The 19,908-nt window shown below is 64.9% G+C and carries 19 protein-coding genes; 9 read left to right on the top strand and 10 right to left on the bottom strand.

What is annotated here, in order from left to right; genetic code table 11:
• On the top strand, nt 1–872 hold an 872-nt coding region (locus tag AC1DMG_RS14985; RefSeq protein ID WP_477180702.1), incomplete at its 5' end, for a M3 family metallopeptidase.
• Nucleotides 873–992: 120 nt separating this feature from the next.
• Here AC1DMG_RS14985 and AC1DMG_RS14980 read toward each other — a convergent pair.
• On the bottom strand, nt 993–1,979 hold the full coding sequence (locus AC1DMG_RS14980) for a TolB family protein (RefSeq protein ID WP_441605224.1): 987 nt from the start codon (nt 1,977–1,979) through the stop codon (nt 993–995).
• Between the two features lie 236 nt (nt 1,980–2,215).
• On the opposite strand from AC1DMG_RS14980, the gene AC1DMG_RS14975 reads away from it, so the two are divergent.
• Together AC1DMG_RS14975 and AC1DMG_RS14970 are read left to right on the top strand one after the other, a co-directional pair.
• Complete coding sequence (locus tag AC1DMG_RS14975) at nt 2,216–2,770, top strand: hypothetical protein (RefSeq protein ID WP_441605225.1); 555 nt, start codon at nt 2,216–2,218, stop codon at nt 2,768–2,770.
• Nucleotides 2,771–2,876: 106 nt separating this feature from the next.
• Nucleotides 2,877–3,539, top strand: a complete 663-nt coding sequence (locus tag AC1DMG_RS14970) for a hypothetical protein (RefSeq protein WP_477180701.1) — start codon at nt 2,877–2,879, stop codon at nt 3,537–3,539.
• 6 nt (nt 3,540–3,545) lie between these two features.
• Here the strand turns inward: AC1DMG_RS14970 and AC1DMG_RS14965 are convergent, their stop codons facing one another.
• Nucleotides 3,546–4,334, bottom strand: coding sequence for a LytR/AlgR family response regulator transcription factor (locus AC1DMG_RS14965; RefSeq protein ID WP_441605227.1), 789 nt, complete (start codon nt 4,332–4,334; stop codon nt 3,546–3,548).
• Nucleotides 4,331–5,446 (bottom strand): sensor histidine kinase, encoded by a 1,116-nt coding sequence (locus tag AC1DMG_RS14960; protein WP_441605228.1) that lies wholly within the window; start codon nt 5,444–5,446, stop codon nt 4,331–4,333. The genes AC1DMG_RS14965 and AC1DMG_RS14960 overlap by 4 nt, the downstream gene beginning before the upstream one ends.
• Nucleotides 5,447–5,651: 205 nt before the next feature.
• On the opposite strand from AC1DMG_RS14960, the gene AC1DMG_RS14955 reads away from it, so the two are divergent.
• Nucleotides 5,652–6,068, top strand: a complete 417-nt coding sequence (locus tag AC1DMG_RS14955) for a hypothetical protein (RefSeq protein WP_441605229.1) — start codon at nt 5,652–5,654, stop codon at nt 6,066–6,068.
• A gap of 66 nt (nt 6,069–6,134) precedes the next feature.
• Here the strand turns inward: AC1DMG_RS14955 and AC1DMG_RS14950 are convergent, their stop codons facing one another.
• The 5 genes from AC1DMG_RS14950 to AC1DMG_RS14930 form a co-directional block, all read right to left on the bottom strand.
• The gene (locus AC1DMG_RS14950) at nt 6,135–7,502 is read right to left on the bottom strand and encodes a glutamate--cysteine ligase (protein WP_441605230.1); all 1,368 of its coding nucleotides are present in this window, start codon (nt 7,500–7,502) and stop codon (nt 6,135–6,137) included.
• Between the two features lie 111 nt (nt 7,503–7,613).
• Nucleotides 7,614–9,014, bottom strand: a complete 1,401-nt coding sequence (locus AC1DMG_RS14945) for a sensor histidine kinase (protein WP_441605231.1) — start codon at nt 9,012–9,014, stop codon at nt 7,614–7,616.
• 138 nt (nt 9,015–9,152) lie between these two features.
• The gene (locus tag AC1DMG_RS14940) at nt 9,153–9,818 is read right to left on the bottom strand and encodes a response regulator (RefSeq protein WP_441605232.1); all 666 of its coding nucleotides are present in this window, start codon (nt 9,816–9,818) and stop codon (nt 9,153–9,155) included.
• A 154-nt stretch (nt 9,819–9,972) separates the two neighbouring features.
• Nucleotides 9,973–10,896 carry a Grx4 family monothiol glutaredoxin gene (gene grxD / locus AC1DMG_RS14935; RefSeq protein WP_441605233.1) on the bottom strand — a complete coding sequence of 308 codons (924 nt, stop codon included), beginning with the start codon at nt 10,894–10,896 and terminating at the stop codon, nt 9,973–9,975.
• 156 nt (nt 10,897–11,052) lie between these two features.
• A complete protein-coding gene (locus AC1DMG_RS14930) occupies nt 11,053–11,835 on the bottom strand; it encodes a UDP-2,3-diacylglucosamine diphosphatase (protein WP_477180703.1) in 783 nt (260 codons plus the stop codon).
• 29 nt (nt 11,836–11,864) lie between these two features.
• Here AC1DMG_RS14930 and AC1DMG_RS14925 point away from each other — a divergent pair, with 29 nt between their 5' ends.
• Entirely contained in the window at nt 11,865–11,996 is a 132-nt protein-coding gene (locus tag AC1DMG_RS14925; RefSeq protein WP_477180700.1) for a hypothetical protein, read from the top strand.
• A gap of 143 nt (nt 11,997–12,139) precedes the next feature.
• Here AC1DMG_RS14925 and AC1DMG_RS14920 read toward each other — a convergent pair whose 3' ends face one another.
• Nucleotides 12,140–12,736 carry an SGNH/GDSL hydrolase family protein gene (locus AC1DMG_RS14920; RefSeq protein WP_441605235.1) on the bottom strand — a complete coding sequence of 199 codons (597 nt, stop codon included), beginning with the start codon at nt 12,734–12,736 and terminating at the stop codon, nt 12,140–12,142.
• A 6-nt stretch (nt 12,737–12,742) separates the two neighbouring features.
• Nucleotides 12,743–13,987 carry an aminotransferase class I/II-fold pyridoxal phosphate-dependent enzyme gene (locus AC1DMG_RS14915; RefSeq protein WP_441605236.1) on the bottom strand — a complete coding sequence of 415 codons (1,245 nt, stop codon included), beginning with the start codon at nt 13,985–13,987 and terminating at the stop codon, nt 12,743–12,745.
• 150 nt (nt 13,988–14,137) lie between these two features.
• Between AC1DMG_RS14915 and rsgA the strand changes: the two genes are divergently transcribed.
• From rsgA to AC1DMG_RS14895, 4 genes are all read left to right on the top strand, one after another.
• Nucleotides 14,138–15,193 carry a ribosome small subunit-dependent GTPase A gene (gene rsgA / locus AC1DMG_RS14910; RefSeq protein ID WP_441605237.1) on the top strand — a complete coding sequence of 352 codons (1,056 nt, stop codon included), beginning with the start codon at nt 14,138–14,140 and terminating at the stop codon, nt 15,191–15,193.
• Nucleotides 15,194–15,261: 68 nt separating this feature from the next.
• A complete protein-coding gene (locus AC1DMG_RS14905; RefSeq protein ID WP_441605238.1) occupies nt 15,262–15,744 on the top strand; it encodes a hypothetical protein in 483 nt (160 codons plus the stop codon).
• Nucleotides 15,741–17,015: a flavohemoglobin expression-modulating QEGLA motif protein gene (locus tag AC1DMG_RS14900; RefSeq protein ID WP_441605239.1), complete on the top strand. Its 1,275-nt coding sequence runs from the start codon at nt 15,741–15,743 to the stop codon at nt 17,013–17,015. Before AC1DMG_RS14905 ends, AC1DMG_RS14900 begins: the two co-directional genes overlap by 4 nt.
• Before the next feature lie 239 nt (nt 17,016–17,254).
• Nucleotides 17,255–19,546, top strand: coding sequence for an NADP-dependent malic enzyme (locus AC1DMG_RS14895; RefSeq protein WP_477180699.1), 2,292 nt, complete (start codon nt 17,255–17,257; stop codon nt 19,544–19,546).
• Nucleotides 19,547–19,908 lie beyond the last annotated feature (362 nt).

The following is a 19,908-nucleotide window of genomic DNA, read 5'->3' as shown; positions in this document are numbered from 1 at the left end:
TGTTCGAAGTGTTCGACAAGGACGGCACCTCGATGGCGCTGTTCTATTGCGACTACTACAAGCGCGACAACAAGAACGGCGGCGCCTGGATGAGCAACCTGGTCGACCAGTCCAAGCTGCTGGGCACCAAGCCGGTGATCTTCAACGTCGCCAACTTCACCAAGCCGGCACCGGGCCAGCCGGCCCTGCTGTCGTTTGACGACGTGATCACSATGTTCCACGAGTTCGGCCACGGCCTGCATGGCATCTTTGCCAATACGCAGTACCCGAGCCTGTCGGGCGCCAACACCGCGCGCGACTTCGTGGAATTCCCGTCGCAGTTCAACGAGCACTGGGCCACCGATCCGAAGATCTTCGCCAACTACGCGAAGAACTATCAGACCAAGGAGCCGATGCCGCAGGAACTGGTCGAGAAGCTCAAGAAGGCCAAGACCTTCAACAAGGGCTACGACATGACCGAACTGGTCGGCGCCGCGCTGCTCGACATGAGCTGGCACAGCCTGAGCGCCGATGCGCCCAAGCAGGATCCGGACAAGTTCGAGATGGATGYGCTCACCAAGGCCAAGATCAACCTGAGCTACGTGCCGCCGCGCTACCGCTCCAGCTACTTCCAGCACATCTGGGGCAACGGCTACGCCGCCGGTTACTACGCCTACCTGTGGACCGAAATGCTGGCCGACGACGCCTTCCAGGGCTTTGTCGACAAGGGCGGCATGACCCGCGAGAACGGTGATCGCTTCCGCGCGATGATCCTCTCGCAGGGCAACACGCAGGATCTGGCCACGCTCTACAAGAACTGGCGCGGCAAGGACCCGAGCATCGAGCCGATGCTGCTCAACCGTGGTCTGAAGGAAGCGCCGCAGAAGAAGTAACACCTTCTTCGTGGTGAATCGAGAAAGGGCCGGTTATGCCGGCCCTTTTTTTGTGCGGCGAATTCAGAGGCGGTGAATCGTGGCGGTCTTTCCACTTCTCCGTGAGATCAGTACGCGCGATCAACCACCGCTTGCGTGATGCGCATCCAGCCACGGTGCCAGCGACACGGACCAGATGTTGTCGTTGCCGTTGTCCCATTGCATGCGGGCGATGTCGTCCTGCGCCTGCTGCGGCGTGCGCGGATAGTGCACGGGGATCGAACGCGTGCTGCTGAAGTAGAGCGTGCGATGGTCGGGGCCAAGGTGCGAGCCCCACGGGCTCTTTACGTTGATGTCCTTGCCCAGGTCGGTCGGCTTGCCCCAGCCGTCGCCTTCGCGGAACGCGATGTAGAGGCGATCCGGATCGTCCTTGCCGGTGAAGTTCGCGTCGAACACGATGAACGATTCATCGGGCGCGACGGCAGGATCGAGCTTGTGCGCCGATGCTTCGCCCAGCATCACCGGCACTGGGGGCATGTAGGTACCGTTGCGGTATTGCGAACGGAACAGGCGGAAATCGCCATCCTCTGCGGGACGCTGGAAATACACGCTGCCATCGGCCACCACGCTGGGCGCATAGGTGCGTGAACTGCTGTTCACCGCATCCGGCAGGCGCACCGGTGCTCCCCACGCGTTGCCCTTGCGCTCGACGCGCCACAGATGTCCGCCGGAACCCGGCTGCACCTTGCCATTGGCCATCACCGCATCGAGCGGCTTGCCATCTTCCGCATCAGGGCGGTTCGAGGAGAAGATCAGGAACGTCCCATCCGGCGACATCGCCGGATCGTGATCCAGCCACTGCCCCGAGAACGGCGCCACCGTCGGAGCACTCCAGATCCCGTTGACACGATGCGACACCATGATGGCTGCATTGGGCCAATGGATGCGATCAAAGAAGACCGTGTTGCCGTCGGGCGTGAAGGCAGCGGAATCTTCGTTGGCAGGACCTGATACGACGCCAGGTGCGAACACCTGCGGTACGTCAAGAACGGTGGTTTGCGCAGAAGCTTTGGCCACCAGGCCGGTGACGCAACAGGCCGCGCACAGCACGCCGACTACACGCTTCATTTCACCGATCCTTCTGTCAGGAATGGAACGAGCTACTGACGCACTTCCGTCGCCACGTCATTCTTGCGCTCACGATCTGGCCAAAGGACGTGCTTGAAGTCATGCGGGCGGGACGCCTTGGTGCTCGTCAAGCATTGTCACAAGAGCAACTGTCCGGCAATGTCTTGTCACCCGGCAGGTACTTCGTCGATCACGGACAAGGGGATGGCATGAGACAGCGGATGCAAGGATGGGGTGTGGCTCTTCTGGTCCTGTTGGCGACCACGTCAGTAGCCAAAGCGGCCTCGTTCGACGGCTTGCCGCCGTGGCAATTCCAGATGACGCCCGATCAGGTGACGGCATTTGCCGATTTCGGTCCCTATAAGTCTTTTCGCAACGGCGACCTTGAGACGTTCGCCGGCGTGTATCAGGGGCACAAGGAGAACGTGCAGTTCTTCTTCCGTAACGGGCGCCTGGCCCGGATCGGGATCTATCTTTACGAGGGTCAGGACGCGAAGGCGGCTGCACAAGTGTGGCTGAGGACTTACCAGCAAATGAAGGCCGAGTTCGGAGCCATGGAGCTGCCCTGGCTCAAGACCACGACACCGGCGGCTGGGTTGCCGGTAGAAGCGTTGGCGGCGGCAGCTGGCGCCAATGCCGAAGCTACCGGCAAATCGCAGATGGCACCGGTCGTGCAGCCCGCAGACAAGTTTGTGTATGCCAATTTCTTCCGGAGCGATGTCCAGGGGCATGCGTTCTATTTCGTGACCGTTTTCTACGATCCGCCGCATCACGGCGCCACCGGCAGCTGACGAGACCGCGGGCCGCATGACCGAAGGCAGACGCTGCTGTCACGCCCGGGCCGTCATAAGCCTTCCGTGAATCGAGATCATCGGCGAGCACTAGCGGAGCGGGCCCATGCGTAACCTGGATTTCAGTTCCTGGCATGCCGTGTTGTCGACCGTGGTCGGGCTGGCGTTGATCACGCTGATCATGGTCGGCGTGCGGCTGCTGGCCATGCATACCGTGCAGAAGCGGCGCGAGCGCGAGAATCGCCAGATCAACGAACGGTTGCGCACGTTGATCGCGGCGTACAAGACGCTGGGCGGCTCGTTCACTGGCGATCTCTCGGTGGACCCCACGCATCTGCGCGACCTGCGCCAGGCCGGAGTGTTGGCGGAAGGCGAGTCCCCCGGCACTGCCGTGCAGCGTTCCGATCGTTCGCGGCGCATGCGCGATGCGGTGGAGGCGGCCTTGTCCGACATCATCTTGCTGGGCACGGAGCAGCAGGTGGCACTGGCCGCGCGTGCCGCCACGGAGCTGTCAGAGGGGCGCCCCACGCACACCGCCGAACTGGTCGTGTCCCTGCGCGATTTCATCCGCAAGGTGCTGGATCTCGAAGCGGTGCCGGCCAATCTGGTCATTCCGAAGCAGGGGCCGACGCGCGTATCCGGGACACGCGGCAAGGGCGAGGCCAAAGGCGAGGGCGGCGCTAAGGGCGCCAGTGGCGGGATGGGTGCAGGCATGGGTGGTATGGGTGGCCACGYCAGCTTCGACAGCGACGACCATGCCCACCACTGAAACGGTTTAGTCGCTCTGACGGACGTCCCGCGTCGATACCAGCCGCAAAAAGGCTTCGTGCTGGTAGCGGCTCATGCGCAGCTTCTGGCCGGTATCCATGGTGACGACATGGTGACCGTTGAACCACGGATGGATCGCCTGCACGCGCCGCGTGTTGATGATGGCCGAGCGATGCACGCGCGCGAAATGGCGTGGATCGAGGCGTGCCGCGAGTGCCGTCATCGTTTCGCGCATTTCGTGGACGCCGTCGGCGAGATGCAACAAAACGGTGTTGCCGCTGGCCTTGATCCACACGATGTCGTCCACGTCGACGAAGCGGATCTGCTCGTCGATGCGCACAGGCAGTCGTTGCAGGTAACTATCGCGCTGCTTGAGCGTGTCGAGCGCCTGCATGATCCGCTCGAGCGAGGGTTCACCCTGCGTGCCGCGAGTGGCCAGACGTTGCTTGACGCGTAGCAGGGTCTGGGCGAATCGCTCGCGGCTGAAGGGCTTCACCAGGTAGTCGACGGCGTTGGCTTCGAATGCGCGCACGGCGTACTGCTCGTATGCCGTCACGAACACGGTAGCCGGCATCTGCGCAACGCCGATGGCCGCAACCACGTCCAGCCCGGCGAGGGCCGGCATCTGCATATCGAGGAACACCAGGTCGGGCGCATGCTGGCGAATGGCTTGCACCGCCGACTCGCCGTCGCCGCATTCGGCCAGCAAGATGATGTCGGGATCATCCTTCAACAGGCGCACGATGGCGCGCCGCGCGATCGGTTCGTCGTCCACCACCAGCGTGGCGATGCTCATGCGGTCACCACTTCGGGCGACTCGTCCGGTTCCTCGATCTCGCGAAATGGCAGGCGAAGGCGGCAGATCACCCCTTGCGGCCAGATCATTTCCAGACGCACATGTGCGTCGTCGCCATAAAGCTCGCGCAGGCGCAGCGCGGTATTGGACAAACCAATGCCATGCCCCGACCTGGGCGAGGCGCCTGTCTCCAGCGTGCTGTTGCGGTTGCGCACATCGATGCACAAGCTGTCGCCATCGCGGCGGGCTTCGATCTCGACGCAGTCCACCCCGATGCGCTCGCCGATGCCATGGCGGATCGCGTTCTCCACGATGGGCTGCAGGATCAGGCTGGGCACCGCGCATTGCAGCGTGTCCGGGCTCACATAGATCTGCGTGGTGAGCCTGTCCTTGAAGCGCGTCCGCTGGATGCCAAGGTAAAGATCAAGCAGGACCAGTTCGCGTCGCAGGCTGATCTCCTGGCCGTCGTAGTCTTCCAGAAAAGCGCGCAGCAGATCGCTCAGGCGCAGCAGCATGTCTTCGGCCGACAGCGCATCCTCATCGAGCAGGGTGGCGATGGCATGCAGCGTGTTGAACAGGAAATGCGGCTGCAATTGCGACTTGAGTGCACGCAGGCGCGACTGCGCCAGTTCCGCGGTGAGCTTGCTCGCTTCAAGTTCGCGACGGGATTTCTCGGCGTGGAAAGCCATCGCCTGCTGGATCGCGAACAGCGCCCAATAAGTGAGCAGCCCGGTGGCGAAGTGCTGGCCTACGAAATACCACAGCTGTTGCGTGAAGCCGCTGGGTTCGAACAGGGTCGAGACCAGGGCGCCGATCACCATCGCCAGCATGGTCACGCCCATGCTCAACGGCGCCTGCTTGCCCAGGCCGCGCAGGCGCAGCGGCGCACGAATCGGGTAGCGCTCGGCCAGGCGGAACACCCAGGGCGCCAGCGCGGCCCACGTATACCACTGCACCATGCCCCAGCGGGTGTAATCCCACAGCGACCAAATGTGATGATCGTCCACGATGTCGCGCAGCAGTTCCTGCGCGCCGAACACGGCAGCCACGGCCGTCCAGAGGCCGAGATAGTGCCAAAGGCCAATGGTCGCGTTGCCGAGCCGCACCTTCATCGCCGTGTATCCGAATGGATCGTGGAACCATCTTAGGCGTCTGATTCCATGGAGAGAAGCACGGCGGGCAATCACTACGATTCGTCATCGCGTAACGACGATTCGTCCCGGATCGCTTCCACGAAACGGCCGCAAAGGCGTCCGATGCGGTCGTTCGCCACGGGAAAGTGGATGGCGAACGCCCATTCCTGCCGGAGTAGCAGCCATGCATGTCCCCCGTCTTGTCGCACCCTTGTTGTTAGTCGGCGCCATGCTCGTCAGCTTGGCCGCGTGTGCAACGCCTGCGGGTACACAAGCTGAGTCGCGGCGTCCGCTGCGCGTCGTCAACGCCACCTTCGATGGCGTGACTGCGCTGGCCATCGCGCCCAGTGGGAGCGCCGACTTCCAGAACATCACGCTGGCGCAACCGCTGCCTGGTGGTCAGGCGTCCATCCTGGTCGATGTACCGCCCGGCACATGCCATCGCGATGTGCGCGTGACCTTCCGTGGCGACCGCAGCCTGCTTTATCGGAATCTGGATGTATGCCGCCACGATGGTCTGCGGCTGGCGGTGGGAAGTACACGTACGGGTCGTTCAACACCGCTCAAGAGCGACGACGCCCAAATGGCGGGATCGCCCTGACGCTCATGCCGATGCAAAGAGCCCCGCACGATGGCGGGGCTCTTGTGGTTTTGCCGTGCGCTACGCTCAATAAGCGAATTCGCGGAACACCGGATCGACGCTGCCGTTCCATGGGCCGTTGAACAGTTCGAGCTTGCGCTCGGCCGGCGTCTGGTTCGCTTCGACGATCTCGATCATCGGCTCCAGGAAGATGCTTTCGTCCGCACCGCTCTTGTTGAGGCGCGCACGACGCTTGAGGCCATGCGAGGCGATCTTCAGCGTTTCAGCGGCCAGCTCGCGCACGCTGTGCGAACGGAAGGGCAGCTTCAAAGCCTGGCGCGGTACGCCGTCACGCAGCGCGTGGCGTTCCTCGCGGCTGAAGTCCTTGACCAGGTCCCAGGCGGCATCGAGGGCTTCATCGTCGTAAAGCAGGCCAACCCACAGCGCGGGCAGGGCGCACAGGCGGTTCCACGGGCCACCATCGGCGCCGCGCATTTCCAGGTACTGCTTCAGGCGCACTTCCGGGAACGCGGTGGTGAGGTGATCGGCCCAGTCCTTCATGGTGGCGTGCACGCCCGGCACTGCCGGCAGTTCACCGGCCATGAAGCGCTTGAAGTCCTGGCCGGACAGGTCGATGTACTGGCCGTTCTGGTAGCTGAAGTACATCGGCACATCGAGCATGTAGTCGACGTAGCGCTCGTAGCCGAAGCCGTCCTGGAAGACGAAGTCGAGCATGCCGGTGCGATGGGGATCGGTGTCTTCCCACACGTGCGAACGGTAGGAGAGGTAGCCGTTTGGACGTCCCTCGGTGAACGGCGAATCGGCGAACAGCGCGGTGGCAATCGGCTGCAGCGCCAGGCTGGTGCGGAACTTGCGCACCATGTCCGCTTCGCTGGCAAAGTCCAGGTTCACCTGCACGGTGCAGGTGCGCGTCATCATGTCCAGGCCGAGGTTGCCGACCTTGGGCATGTACTCGCGCATGATCTTGTAGCGGCCCTTGGGCATCCACGGCATTTCGTCGCGGCGCCACTTGGGCTGGAAGCCCATGCCGAGGAAGCCGATGCCCAGGTCCTCGGCGATCGAACGGACTTCCTTGAGGTGCGAATTGACCTCGCTGCAGGTGTCGTGGATGGTCTCCAGCGGCGCGCCGGAAAGCTCCAGCTGACCGGCCGGCTCCAGCGTGATCGACGCCTTGTCGCGCGACAGCGCCACCGGGTTGTCGCCTTCGCGCGCCACGTCCCAGCCGTAGCGCGTGGCCAGGGTTTCCAGCAGGACGCGGATGCCGCGGTCACCGTCGAAGGTGGGCGGGCGCAGGGTGTCGGTGAGGAAGCCGAATTTCTCGTGCTCCGTACCGATGCGCCAGGCATCACGCGGTTTTTCACCCGCAGCCAGGTAGTCGGTGAGTTGCTGGCGGCTGCCGATGGGCGTGCTCTTGACGGCACTGGGTATGGACACGGGGAACTCCTTGCGAGGGTGCCACCACTCTGGGGGTGACGCATCCTAATTCAAAGTGCCGATTATCCGAACTTTTGAAATTAGGGCGCCCTGACCAGGATCAGCGCGTCCTTAAGCGACGGCAGGGAAGTCGATKCGCATCCGTGCCCCCCGCCCGGAAGACCCATCGAGGATACTCAATTGGGCGCCATGCACACGTGACACTTCGTCCACGATGGCCAGGCCCAGGCCGCAGCCATCGGCGCTGCTGCCCGCGCTGCGGTAGAAGCGCTCGCGGACCTTCTGCCGCTCCTCGGGGGCAATGCCGACGCCGCTGTCGTCCACTTCCAGGAACGGACGGCCATGCTCCACGCCGCAGCGGATGGTGATGTTGCCGCCGACCGGTGTGTGGCGGATGGCATTGTCGATCAGGTTGTTGAGTACCTCATGCAGCAGCCAGTACACGCCGGTGACCTGCACCGGGCGGCTGTCGGCGCCCAGGTCGATGCCGCGGGCCAGGGCGCGGTCCAGCGAGCTGTCGATCACTTCGCCGATCAGCCGCGGCAAGTCGACCGCAGTGAAATGACTGGCGCGATGCGCCGATGGTTCGGCACGCGCCAAGGTCAGCAGCTGGTTGGCCGTGTGGGCAAGGCGATCCACGCCACCCTGCAGCAGCTTGATGCGTTCCTGCAGCGGCGTGTCGGCCGTTTCGCGGGTCAGCACTTCGAGCTGGGCCTTCAGTCCGGTCAGCGGTGTGCGCAGCTGGTGCGCGGCATTCGCAAGGAAATGCTGCTGCGAAAGCACCGAGTCGCGTACGCGCCCGAGCAGGGAGTTCAGCGACACGACCAGCGGCAACACTTCAGTGGGCACACCGTCGGTCGGCAACTGGTTCAAGGCCACCGCCGGGCGCCCGGCAATCTGCCGGCTCAGCCGCTGCAGCGGCCGCAGGGCAATGCGGATGCCGACCAGGGCGATGATCAGCACCGCCGCCATCTGCAAGGTGTCGTTGATCAGGAAGGCCACGTCCAGGCGATGCACGGCGCGGTCGCGACGTGCGGGCGTTTCGGCCACGGTGACCACCAGCGGCTCGCCGGTTTCGCTGGTGCGGTAGCTGGCCAGCCGAAAGTCTTCGGCGCGGAAGGTGATGTTGGTGTAGCTGAAACCGTCTTCCGACTGGCTGTCCGGTGCCACCGGCAATTCCGGCGAACCGGCGATGGTAGTGCCGTCGGGCAGGCTGACGCGATAGAAGAAGTGCTCATCGGGCATCGCGCGCAGCGGCGGCGGCGGATGCGAAGGCAGTGCCACGTCGAGCTTGCCGCCGGCACCCGGATGAATGCGCGCAACGATGGCCAGCGCCGAGCGCGACAGCGAATGATCGAAGGCGTTGTGGATCGGGCTGACGATCACATGGTGATCAACCGCCACACCCGCGACCAGCAGCAACAGCAGCGGCGCGAGCAGATAACTCAGCAGTCGCCGGTGCACGCTGGTCGGGCGGCTGGCCTGCTCTGATTGCTTGAAATTGGGTGTCACCGAACCGGCCCCGCGGGTGATATCGAGAAAGYGCAGGGGTCGTGGAAGTGGCCTGATCCAGGCGATGCACTTCCTTACCCCGCACACCTGCCCGGCATCATGCCACCCGCAGCGGCTGGATCAGAACTTTGGCGCGGCTCAGGCGTCTTCGAGCCGGTAGCCCAGGCCGCGAATACCGCGCACCGTGGCGGCGCTGCCCAGCTTGCTGCGCAGACGCGACACATGAACCTCGATGGCGTTGCCGGAGATGTCTTCGCTCCAGCCGGTGATGGCCTGGGTCAGCCGCTCCTTGCTCACCACGCGGCCGCTGTGATGGGCCAGGCATTCCAGGATCGACCACTCGCGGCGGGTGAGTTCGAGCGCTTCACCCTTTTCGTTGAGCGCCCGGCGACCGGCCAGGTCGATGCGCAGGCCGCCGATCACGATCTCGTTGGCGGCAGCGGCGGTGGCGCGGCGGATCAGGGCGCGGCAACGGGCGGCCAGTTCGGGCAGGGCAAACGGCTTGACCAGGTAGTCGTCCGCGCCCAGGTCCAGCGCATTGATGCGGTCGTCCAGGCCATCGCGGGCGGTGACGATCAACAACGGCAGCGAGCTGCCGCCGCGACGCAGGCGGCGCACCAGCGACAGGCCGTCTTCGCCCGGCAGGCCCAGGTCCACGATGGCCAGGTCGTAATGGGTATCGGCCAGGCGGGACGTCACCGATTCGGCGTCGCCCACTGCGTCGACTACATAACCGGATCCGATCAGGCCACGGGAAATGGCGTCGGATACGAGGGAATCATCTTCGACGAGCAGAATGCGCATAGGGCACGAAAGTGAGATGGTCGCAATATGCTAACAGGCACGCCTTTCAGTTCGCCGTCGTTGAAGGCTTCGACTGGCTGAGGGCCGAACAAACAAAAAAGCGCCTGCCGGGGGCAGGCGCTTTTGGTGAACCGCGAGGTCCGGGGCTAACTGCTCAGTAGCGCGGCACCGTGGGATCGATCTGCTGCGCCCACGCATCCATGCCGCCTTCGACGTTATAGACCTTGCTGAAGCCGTGCGCGGCAAAGCGCTCGGCCACGCCGCGGCTGGACACGCCGTGGTGGCAGATGAAGGCGATCGGGGCGTCCTTGGGCAGGTTGGCCAGGGCGTCGTAGCCTTCCTCTTCCAGGATGCGGGCCTGCGGCAGCGGTGCGGCGGCTGCGCGACCGTGGGCCGGACGCACGTCCACCAGGGTGATGTCGCCGGCGGCCAGGCGCTCCTTGAGCTGCTGCACGGTGAGCGTGCCGATCTCCTGCGCGCCCGGGAACTTCAGGCTCAGGCCTTCGCCCTGCACGGTGGACACCCAGTCGATCACGATGCCCTTGGCGCGCTGGGCGCTGCCCGGGTCAAAGTGCACTTCGATGCCGTTGGAGGACACCACGATGTCATGCTCGCCGCCCGGCGCYAGCTGGAAGCCGGCGCTATGGTCCGGACCGATCTCCAGATGCAGGGCCAGGCCCTGGGCATTGGCCGTGCCCTGACGGATGGCTTCCGCGGCCTTGTCGGTAATTGTGATCTCAGGCGGCGTGCGATCCGGGGCGGTCGCGCCGAAGAGCTGGTGCAGCTCGCCGCTGGCGTACATCTGGCGAATGATGTCGGCGCCGCCGACCAGTTCGCCGCCCACATACAGCTGGGGAATCGTCGGCCAGTCGCCGTAAGCCTTGATGCCTTCGCGGATTTCCGGGTCTTCCAGCACGTTCACCGTGTGGTAGTCCGGCAACAGCTCGTTGAGCGTGTTGGTGGCTGCCGAGGAGAAACCGCACATCGGCTGCTGGCGGGTGCCCTTCATGAACAGCACCACGCGGTGGTTCTGCAGCAGGGATTCAATACGTTCGCGGGTGGCGCTGTCGAGGGACATGGGGGCGGTGGCTCCGGCAAAGAAGGCGAATTGTAGCGCCTGTGGATATGCCGGCGGATTTTGGGGATGCAAGGGGGCTCGATCCAAAGCTGGCGACAACCCTCAAGGGCACCGTCATTCCGGCTTTCGCTGGTATGACGGGTTGGAGAGGCTGTCTCAAGCCGCCGGCCGCAACTCCGTCAAATCCAGCTTTGCCCGCGTCAGCGGCGCCAGCGCCAGGGCGGCAGCGGGCGAGGGCAGCACCAGCTCGCGGCTGGCCCGACCCAGCGGCGCGTACTGCTCGCTCCAATGGATCAACTCCATCGCGCCGGTGTGATCTTCCACCAGCACCGTGCAGTGCTCCACCCAGTCGCCGTCGTTCAGATAAAGGACGCCGTCCATCTCGCGCACGTGGCCGAAATGGATGTGGCCGCAGATATGGCCGTCGAAGCCGCGTTCGCGGGCATCGTTGGCCACGCGCTCCTCATAGGCGCGGATATAGGCCAGCGCCTTGCCGATGTGCGATTTCACGATGATCGACAGCGGCAGATAGGGCAGTTCCAGGCGGCGGCGCATCGCGTGGACCCGGCGATTGGTCCAGCAGATGAAGCGATGCATCACTTCCCCCAGGTGCACCATCCATGTGCGCCCGACTTGCTCCGGATCGAATTCGTCGCCGTGGCTGACGTGGTAGCGGCGGCCATCGGCGCCTTCGTGCACCGCGTCCAGCTCGATTTTCACGCCGCCAAACTGTTGGCCGGCCAGGCCGCGCATCGGGGCGTCATGATTGCCGGGGATATAGACGACCTCGACACCGCGCCGGGCGAGATCAAGCACCTCGGCAATCACCGCGCCGTGGTCGACATGCCACCAGGTGCGGCGTGCCAGCGCTTCCATGTCGATGATGTCGCCGACCAGATACAGCTTTTCGCAACGCAGTTTGCGCAGGAAATCGAGCAGATAACTGGCCTTGCAGCGGTGCGAATTTCGTGTATATCACCGGCATCTCGCGCCAGCATCCCGCCTTGCTTGCTGACGACGGGATGTATCCGTCCGCTGCGCAGTATGCGTTGTGGACCGAGGCGGCCGTGCCGGTGGCCGTGGCCATGCTTGCCGGCTAACGATCCCCTTGTAGGAGCGCACTTGTGCGCGACCGCGACGCCAAATCCGGCCTCGGTCTCCGGCGTAGCGAACAGCATTGGCGCGACAACCCCGTGACATGGCGTCACCGGTCGCGCACAAGTGCGCTCCTACAAGGGGATCGTTAGCCGGCAAGCATGGCCACGGCCACCGGCACGGCCGCCTCGGTCCACAACGCATACTGCGCAGCGGAAGGATGCAGCCCGTCGTCAGCAAGCAAGGCGGGATGCTGGCGCGAGATGCCGGTGATATCCACGAAATGCGCACCGCGGCGCTCGCTTTCCTCGCGGGCGATCGCGTTATAGGCATCCAGTTCGCTGGCAATGCGCAGCACGTCGCGGCCGCTGCCATGCGCGAACGGCGTGACGCCCCAGTCGGGGATCGACAACACCAGCACGCGCCCGCTGCGCCTGCCGGCAAGATCTACCGCCCGCTCGAGCAGTCGGCGGAATTCGTCGCGATACTCGTCCGCACTGCGTCCGCGGTACTGGTTGTTCACGCCTATCAGCAGACTCACCAGCTCATATGGCGGCGTAAAACTCGTTGCATCCATCGCGACCGACAGCTCGTCCGTAGTCCAGCCCGTGGTGGCAACGATGGTGGGATCGTCCAGCGCCACGCCTTCGCGACGCAGACGCACGGCCAGCTGTACCGGCCAGCGGCCCGCTTCGGGCACGCCTTCGCCGACCGAATAGGAATCACCCAGGGCGAGATAACGCATGCGTTGTCAGGCGATCGCGGCCGTGCGGGGCTTCTGCGTGGCGGCCATACCCGCCAGCACGCGCTCCATGCGCACGAACACCTCGCGCAACTGCTCCGGTTGCGGCAACAGCGTCAGGCGCAGGTGGCGGCTGTGCGGCACGTTGAAGCTGCTGCCCGGCACCACCAGCACAGATTCTTCTTCCAGCAGGCGCAGCGCGAACGCGTTGTCGTCGAAGTCGGCCAGGCGATCGGCGCGAACGCGGGGGAAGGCGTACAACGCACCGGCCGGCGACACCAGGTCGAGGAATTCGCTGGCGGCGACGCCCTCCAGTACGGCGCGACGCGCTTCGTGCAGGCGTCCGCCCGGCGCGGTGAGCGCGTTGATGGTCGGCGCAGTTTCCAGCGCGGGACGCACGGCCCACTGCGCGGTCACGTTGGCGCACAGGCGCAGCGCCGCGAGCAGTTGCAGGGCGTCGCGATAGTCCGCCGTGCGGGCGGGATCGCCCGACAGGCTCATCCAACCCACTCGGTAACCGCAGGCGCGGTGCACTTTGCTGAGTCCGCCGAAGCTGACACAGGGCACGTCGCCGGCCACTTCGGCCAGCGGCTGGAAGACGGTGCCGTCGTACAGGATCTCGTCGTAGATCTCGTCGCAGAGCAGCAGCAGGCGATGCCTGGCGGCAATGTCGACCATGCGCTCCAGCAGCTCGCGCGGATACACGGCGCCGGTGGGATTGTTCGGGTTGATCAGCACCAGGGCGCGGGTGCGCGGGGTAATCAGCGCTTCGACTTCCGCCGGATCGGGCAGGTGGCCGTTCTCCGCCAGGCAGCGGTAATAGCGCGGCTTGCCGTCGTTGAGGATGGTGGCGGCGCTCCACAGCGGGTAATCCGGGCTGGGCAGCAGCACTTCGTCGCCCGGCGCCAGCAGGGCGCGCAGGCTCAGGTCGATCAGTTCGCTCACGCCGTTGCCGACGAAGATGCGCTCCACTTCGACGCCACGCGCGCCACGATGGCGCTGCTGGGCGGCGATGGCCTCGCGGGCTTCTTCCAGGCCTTGCTCGTGTCCGTAGGCTTCGCTGTCGTGCAGATGCCGGGCGATCGCTTCGCGCAGATGGGCCGGCGTTTCGAAGCCGTAGCGGCCGGGATTGCCGATATTGAGCTTGATGATCGGCAGGCCAGCCGCCTCCAGCTCACGGGATCGCCGGGTGAGCGCGCCACGGATTTCATAGCGCACGTCCGCCAGGTGCGCACTGGGTTTGATCGAGGCCAACGCAAGCGTCCTTCGTCTTGGTGTTGTTGCGGCGCAAGAATCTGACCGCCATTGCATGCTAACAGCGTCCCGGCGCGGTTGGGGAGCCAAAAATCGCTTAGTTTCGGGCATTTTTCGGGCAGGCCCTGGAGCAGGGCATAATGGCCACCCATGACGCACCCCGAAACCATCGAGCGACTGCGCCGGATCGGCTGGCGTGGGGACACCCTGCCCGCCGAAGGCCGGCAGTTGGCACGCGTAGTGGCGCAGCACCGCGCCGGCTACGAATTGCACGACGGCGAGCACCTGTTTGGTGCCCAGCCGGCCGGCCATTTCCTCAAGCGCAGCCTGGATCCGTCCGATCGGCCCGCGGTGGGCGACTTCGTGGAAATCGAAGCCGGCAAGCCGCCGCACATCGTGGAAGTGCAGCCACGCCGTACCGTGCTTTCCCGCGCCGCCGCCGGCGAGCGTTACGAACGCCAGCTCATCGCCACCAACATCGACTACGTGCTGGTGCTGACCGGGCTGGATGGCGACTTCAATCCGGCGCGCATCGAGCGCTATCTGTCGCTTACCGAAGGCTCGGGCGCACAGCCGGTCGTGCTGCTGAGCAAGCTCGACACGCGCGAGGATGCCGCCGCGGTGCTGGCCGCCTTGCGCGAACGCCTGCCCCAGGGCACACCCGTGCATGCCATCAACGGCAAGGATCCGGCCAGCATCGCGTTGCTGCTGCCGTATCTGCAGCTCGGCGACAGCGCGGTGCTGGTAGGTTCGTCCGGCGCCGGCAAGTCCACCCTCACCAATACGCTGCTCGGCAGCGAGCGCATGGCCACCAGCGCAGTGCGCGGCCATGACAGCCGCGGCCGGCACACGACCACCTATCGAGCGCTGTTGCAGCTGCCGAGCGGCGGCTGCCTGATCGACACGCCCGGCATGCGCGAGCTCAAGCTCACCGGCGAAGAAAATCTGGACCTGTTCGCCGATATCGAGCAACTCGCCGAGCAGTGCCGCTTCGCCGACTGCGGCCACGGCAGCGAGCCCGGCTGCGCGGTGCAGGCAGCGCTCGACAGCGGCGACCTGTCGGCCGAGCGCTGGCGCAACTATTTGAAATTGCGCGACGAACGCGAAGAGCAGGCGACCACCCTGGAAGCCAAGCTGCGCCGCCAGCGTGGTGGGCGTCCGGCCACGCGGCCGCATACGAACCGCCATACGCGCGACCGCGAATAGTCGAGCGGGGCGCTGTCCTCGCCCAGCGGGTGGACTACTATCGGACCGTCTTGGTTGGGGAAGCGGGCATGCAGCGGCTGTCGTCGCGTTCGACGTTCTTCTTTAAGCGGGTGTTTCCCGCGTTCTGGTTTGGTTTCCTGGCGCTGTGGACGGTGGTATGGGCTGGCAGCGCCTTGGTCACGCACGACATGAAGATGCTGGCGGTATTGCCCGGCCCGCTGATCATGGCCTTGTTCGGCTACGCACTGTTCAAGTGGCTGCTGTTTGGCCTGGTCGATGAAGTGTGGCTCGAAGGCGACCAGTTGCTGGTCAGGAACAGGGGCGAGCAATCGCGTGTTCCACTGGCCAACGTCACCAACGTCAATGCCACCGTGATGGTCAGCCCACCGCGCATCACCTTGTCACTGCGCCAGGAGTCGCCCGTCCTTGGCAAGGACATCAGCTTCATGCCGATCGGGCGTACGAGTTTGCTCGCGGCATTCAAGCCCAGCCCGATCGCCGCCGAGCTGATCCAGCGCATCGACAGCGTGCGTCAACGGAGGCCGGCATGAATAGCCATGGCGCCGCGCTTCCGCCGGACCTGCAACGTTACGCCGACCTCGACCAGCGCCTGCTGGCGGCAGTGAGGGGCATCCGCATCCTGTCCACGGTGGCGTGGCCCGCCTCGCTGGAAGACCGCATGATCGGGGCCTACGCCAGGGGCCAGTACAGCCTGCCCGAGGTGCAATACACCGTGCCCGACCTCTCCGCCGAGCGCGCCGAACTGGCCGCGATCGAGCGCGAAGCGGGCTATGACGATCCCTTGGGCGAGTACCTGTCCCGCACGGCGGAGTCGTGGCGCATCGCCGCCGAAATGCTCGAGGCGGTTGGCACCGACCAGGTCACCGCGCCCTCCATCGTCTTGTATGGCCGCCCCGGCGACCTGATTTCCGGCAGCGATCGCAGCAACCTGGATGCGGCGCGTTATTTCGTGGAGCTCGCCGACGAGCTCGGTTCGGATCTGATTGCCGACGACGTGCTGGTGGCCATCTCTGCCGAGGATCTGCGCGCGGACCTGAGCAAGACGCTGGACGAATTCTTCGGCGCACCGCTGATTTCCGTGGAAGTGGACCCGGAACTGACTGCCAAAGCGGCGGCTGGCGCCACCCGCATCCGTCTTCGCGGCGGCACGCGCTTTACCGACTACGACCGCCATCAATTGCTGGCGCATGAAGCGCTGGTGCATTCGCTCACCGCGCTCAATGGCCGTGCGCAGCCGCTGCTGGCGTCGTTCGGGCGCACCTCGCCGCGCGTCACGGCGACGCAGGAAGGGCTGGCCGTGTTTGCCGAGCTGATGTCCGGCGCCATCGATATCTCGCGCCTCAAACGCATCAGCCTGCGCATCCTGGCCATCGACATGGCCTTGAGCGGTGCGGATTTCGTCGAGGTCTACCGCTTCTTCTGCGAGTGCGGACAGTACCCGGCGGACAGTTTCCACTCCGCCCAGCGCGTGTTCCGCGGCGTGCCGCTCACCGGCGGCGCGGCGTTCGCCAAGGACAACGTCTATCTGTCCGGCCTGCTCACCGTGCACACGTTCTTTCGCTGGGCACTGAAGCAACGTCGCATGGATATGCTGCGGCATCTTTTTGCGGGCAAGCTGGCCTTGCACGATGTCATCAGCCTGCAACCGTATTTCGAATCGGGCGTGATTGCCGCGCCGCGCTGGCTGCCGCCCTGGATGCAGCATGCGCACGGACTCGCGGGCAAGCTGGCATTCTCGTTGTTCGTCAATCGCATACACATGGGCAAGGTGCAGGCGGAGGCGCTTTCGCTGAGTCTGTAACTGACCTCCTGTGGGAGCGCACCCTGTGCGCGACATGCCACGCGTGGATGTATCGCTCCGTTGGCTTGTCGCGCACAGGGTGCGCTCCCACAACAGGCAGGTTGTCGTCTGCATACCAGTTGTGTGAACCATAACGTCACCATGCTGCAGCGCATCGTCGGGGAAGGGTGGCCGGCGGTGATACCATTCGAAGATGCCGCCTCGCGGCACCCGACTCCCCATCACTCGATTCCTATCCCATGGCCCTTACCGAAGAACTGCGCCTCGCCGCTCTCGAGTACCACCGCCTCCCGCGCCCCGGCAAGATCAAGGTGAGCGCGACCAAGCCGATGGTCACGCAGCGCGATCTCGCGCTCGCTTACTCGCCCGGCGTGGCTTATGCCTGCGAGGCCATCGTCGAGGATCCCAACGCCGCCAGCGAAATGACCGCGCGCGGCAACCTCGTCGCCGTGATCACCAACGGCACCGCCGTGCTGGGCCTGGGCGACATCGGTCCGCTCGCCGGCAAGCCGGTGATGGAAGGCAAGGGCGTGCTGTTCCAGAAGTTCGCCGGCATCGACGTGTTCGACATCGAGATCAACGAGCGCGACCCGGACAAGCTGGTCGACATCATCGCCTCGCTCGAGCCCACCTTCGGTGGCATCAATCTGGAAGACATCAAGGCGCCGGAGTGCTTCATCGTCGAGCGCAAGTTGCGCGAGCGCATGAAGATCCCGGTGTTCCACGACGACCAGCACGGCACCGCGATCATCGTGGGCGCGGCCATCGTCAACGCACTGGAAGTAGTCGGCAAGAAAATCCAGGACGTGAAGCTCGCCACCACCGGTGTGGGCGCCGCGGGCATCGCCTGCCTGGACATGCTGGTGGCGCTGGGCCTCAAGCCCGAGAACATCCTCGCGTTCGATCGCGAAGGCGTGCTGTATACCGGCCGCGACCACATGGACCCGGACAAACAGCGCTATGCGCGCGATACCGAGAAGCGCACGCTGGCGGACATCGTCGTTGGCGCGGACGTGTTCCTCGGTCTCTCGGCCGGTGGCATCCTGCGTCCGGAAATGGTCGCCACGATGAATGCGCGGCCGATCATCCTAGCGCTGGCCAATCCCAATCCGGAGATTTCGCCAGAAGACGCCAAGATGGTGCGCCCGGATTGCATCATCGCGACCGGCCGTTCGGACTATCCGAACCAGGTCAACAACGCGCTGTGCTTCCCATACATCTTCCGCGGTGCGCTCGACGTGGGCGCCACCGTCATCAACGAATCGATGAAGACCGCCTGCGTGCGCGCCATTGCCGAGCTGGCCCGCATGGAAGCCGGCGACCTGGCCAGCGCTTACGGCGGCGACGTGCCGACGTTCGGCCCCGACTATCTGATTCCGCGTCCGTTCGATCCGCGCCTGCTGGTGATGCTGGCGCCGGCCGTGGCGCAGGYCGCGATGGATTCCGGTGTGGCCACGCGTCCGATCGTGGACATGGAGGCGTACAAGGAAAAGCTCGGCCAGTTCATCTATCGCACCGGCCTGCTGATGAAGCCCGTGTATGAGCGCGCGCGCGCTGATCTCAAGCGCGTGGTCTACGCCGAGGGCGAGGAAGAGACCGTATTGCGCGCGGTGCAGACGGTGATCGACGAGCGCCTGGCGTTCCCGATCCTGATCGGCCGCCCGAGCGTGATCGAGACACGCATCGAGCGCCTGGGCCTGCGCATGCGCCAGGGTGTGGATTTCGAACTCACCAATATCGACGACGATCCGCGCTTCAACGAGTACTGGCAGCAGTACCACGCACTCACCGAGCGCCGCGGCGTGTCGCCGGCAGCGGCGAAGAACCTGCTGCGCTCGCGTCCCACGCTGATCGCTTCGATCATGGTCGAGCGCGGCGAAGCCGACGCGATGATCTGCGGCCTGGTCGGGCGCTTCCACAAGAAGCTCGGCTATATGCGCAGCGTGTTCGGCCTCGATCCGGGCGTGTCGTGCACCTCGGCGATGACGGGCGTGATCAACGACCAGGGTGCCTGGTTCTTCCTCGACACCCACGTGCAGTGCGATCCCACCGCCGAGCAGATTGCCGAAGCGACGCTGCAGGCCAGCTATCGCCTGAAGTTGTTCGGCATCGAGCCGAAGATCGCGCTGCTGTCGCATTCGAATTTCGGCAGCCACGAGAACGCCAGCGCGGCCAAGATGCGCAAGGTGCGCGAGATCCTGGTGCAGCGTGGGCACAAGCTCGATATGGACGGCGAGATGCAGGYCGACACCGCGTGGGATGAGGCACTGCGTTTGCGCATGTTCCCCAATACCACGCTGAGCGGTCGCGCCAATCTGTTCGTGATGCCGAATCTGGACGCTGCGAACATCACGTACAACATGGTGCGCGTGATGACGGACGGCGTGGCGATTGGCCCGATCCTGATGGGCATCAATAAGCCCGCGCATATCCTCACGCCGGCGGCGACGCCGCGTCGTGTGGTGAATATGACGGCGATTGCGGCGGTGGATGCGCAGATTCGTCAGGCGCAGGGTGAGCGGCGCAGCTGAGGTTTCGCCTTTGCTTTTGAGCGTTTGAGAACGGGGCCTTGAGGGCCCCGTTTTTTGTTGTTTGGGTTGCGTTTGTGCGGGTTGCGATGACGTGCCGGCGACTCTCTCCCTCTCCCCTCCGGGGAGAGGGTTGGGGTGAGGGGCGGGTGCTCGCGGGAACGTTTCTGTTCGTCATTCCGGCGCAGGCCGGGATCCAGTAGCGGTGCGCTTCGATTGTTGCGATAGGGCGATCTGGCTCGCCTGCCGCGGGCTTCCGTGCCGCTGCCGCGGCCCGGTTACTTTTCTTTGCTTGCCCAAAGAAAAGTAACCAAAAGAAAGGGCCCCCCGGATGACGCGCCTTCCGGGCCTGCGGCCCTCCAGGT

The sequence above is a fragment of the Dyella sp. 01N36 genome (assembly GCF_056399745.1).
Note: the sequence above shows the minus strand (reverse complement) of the source record. Positions and strands in the feature narration are given on the sequence as shown.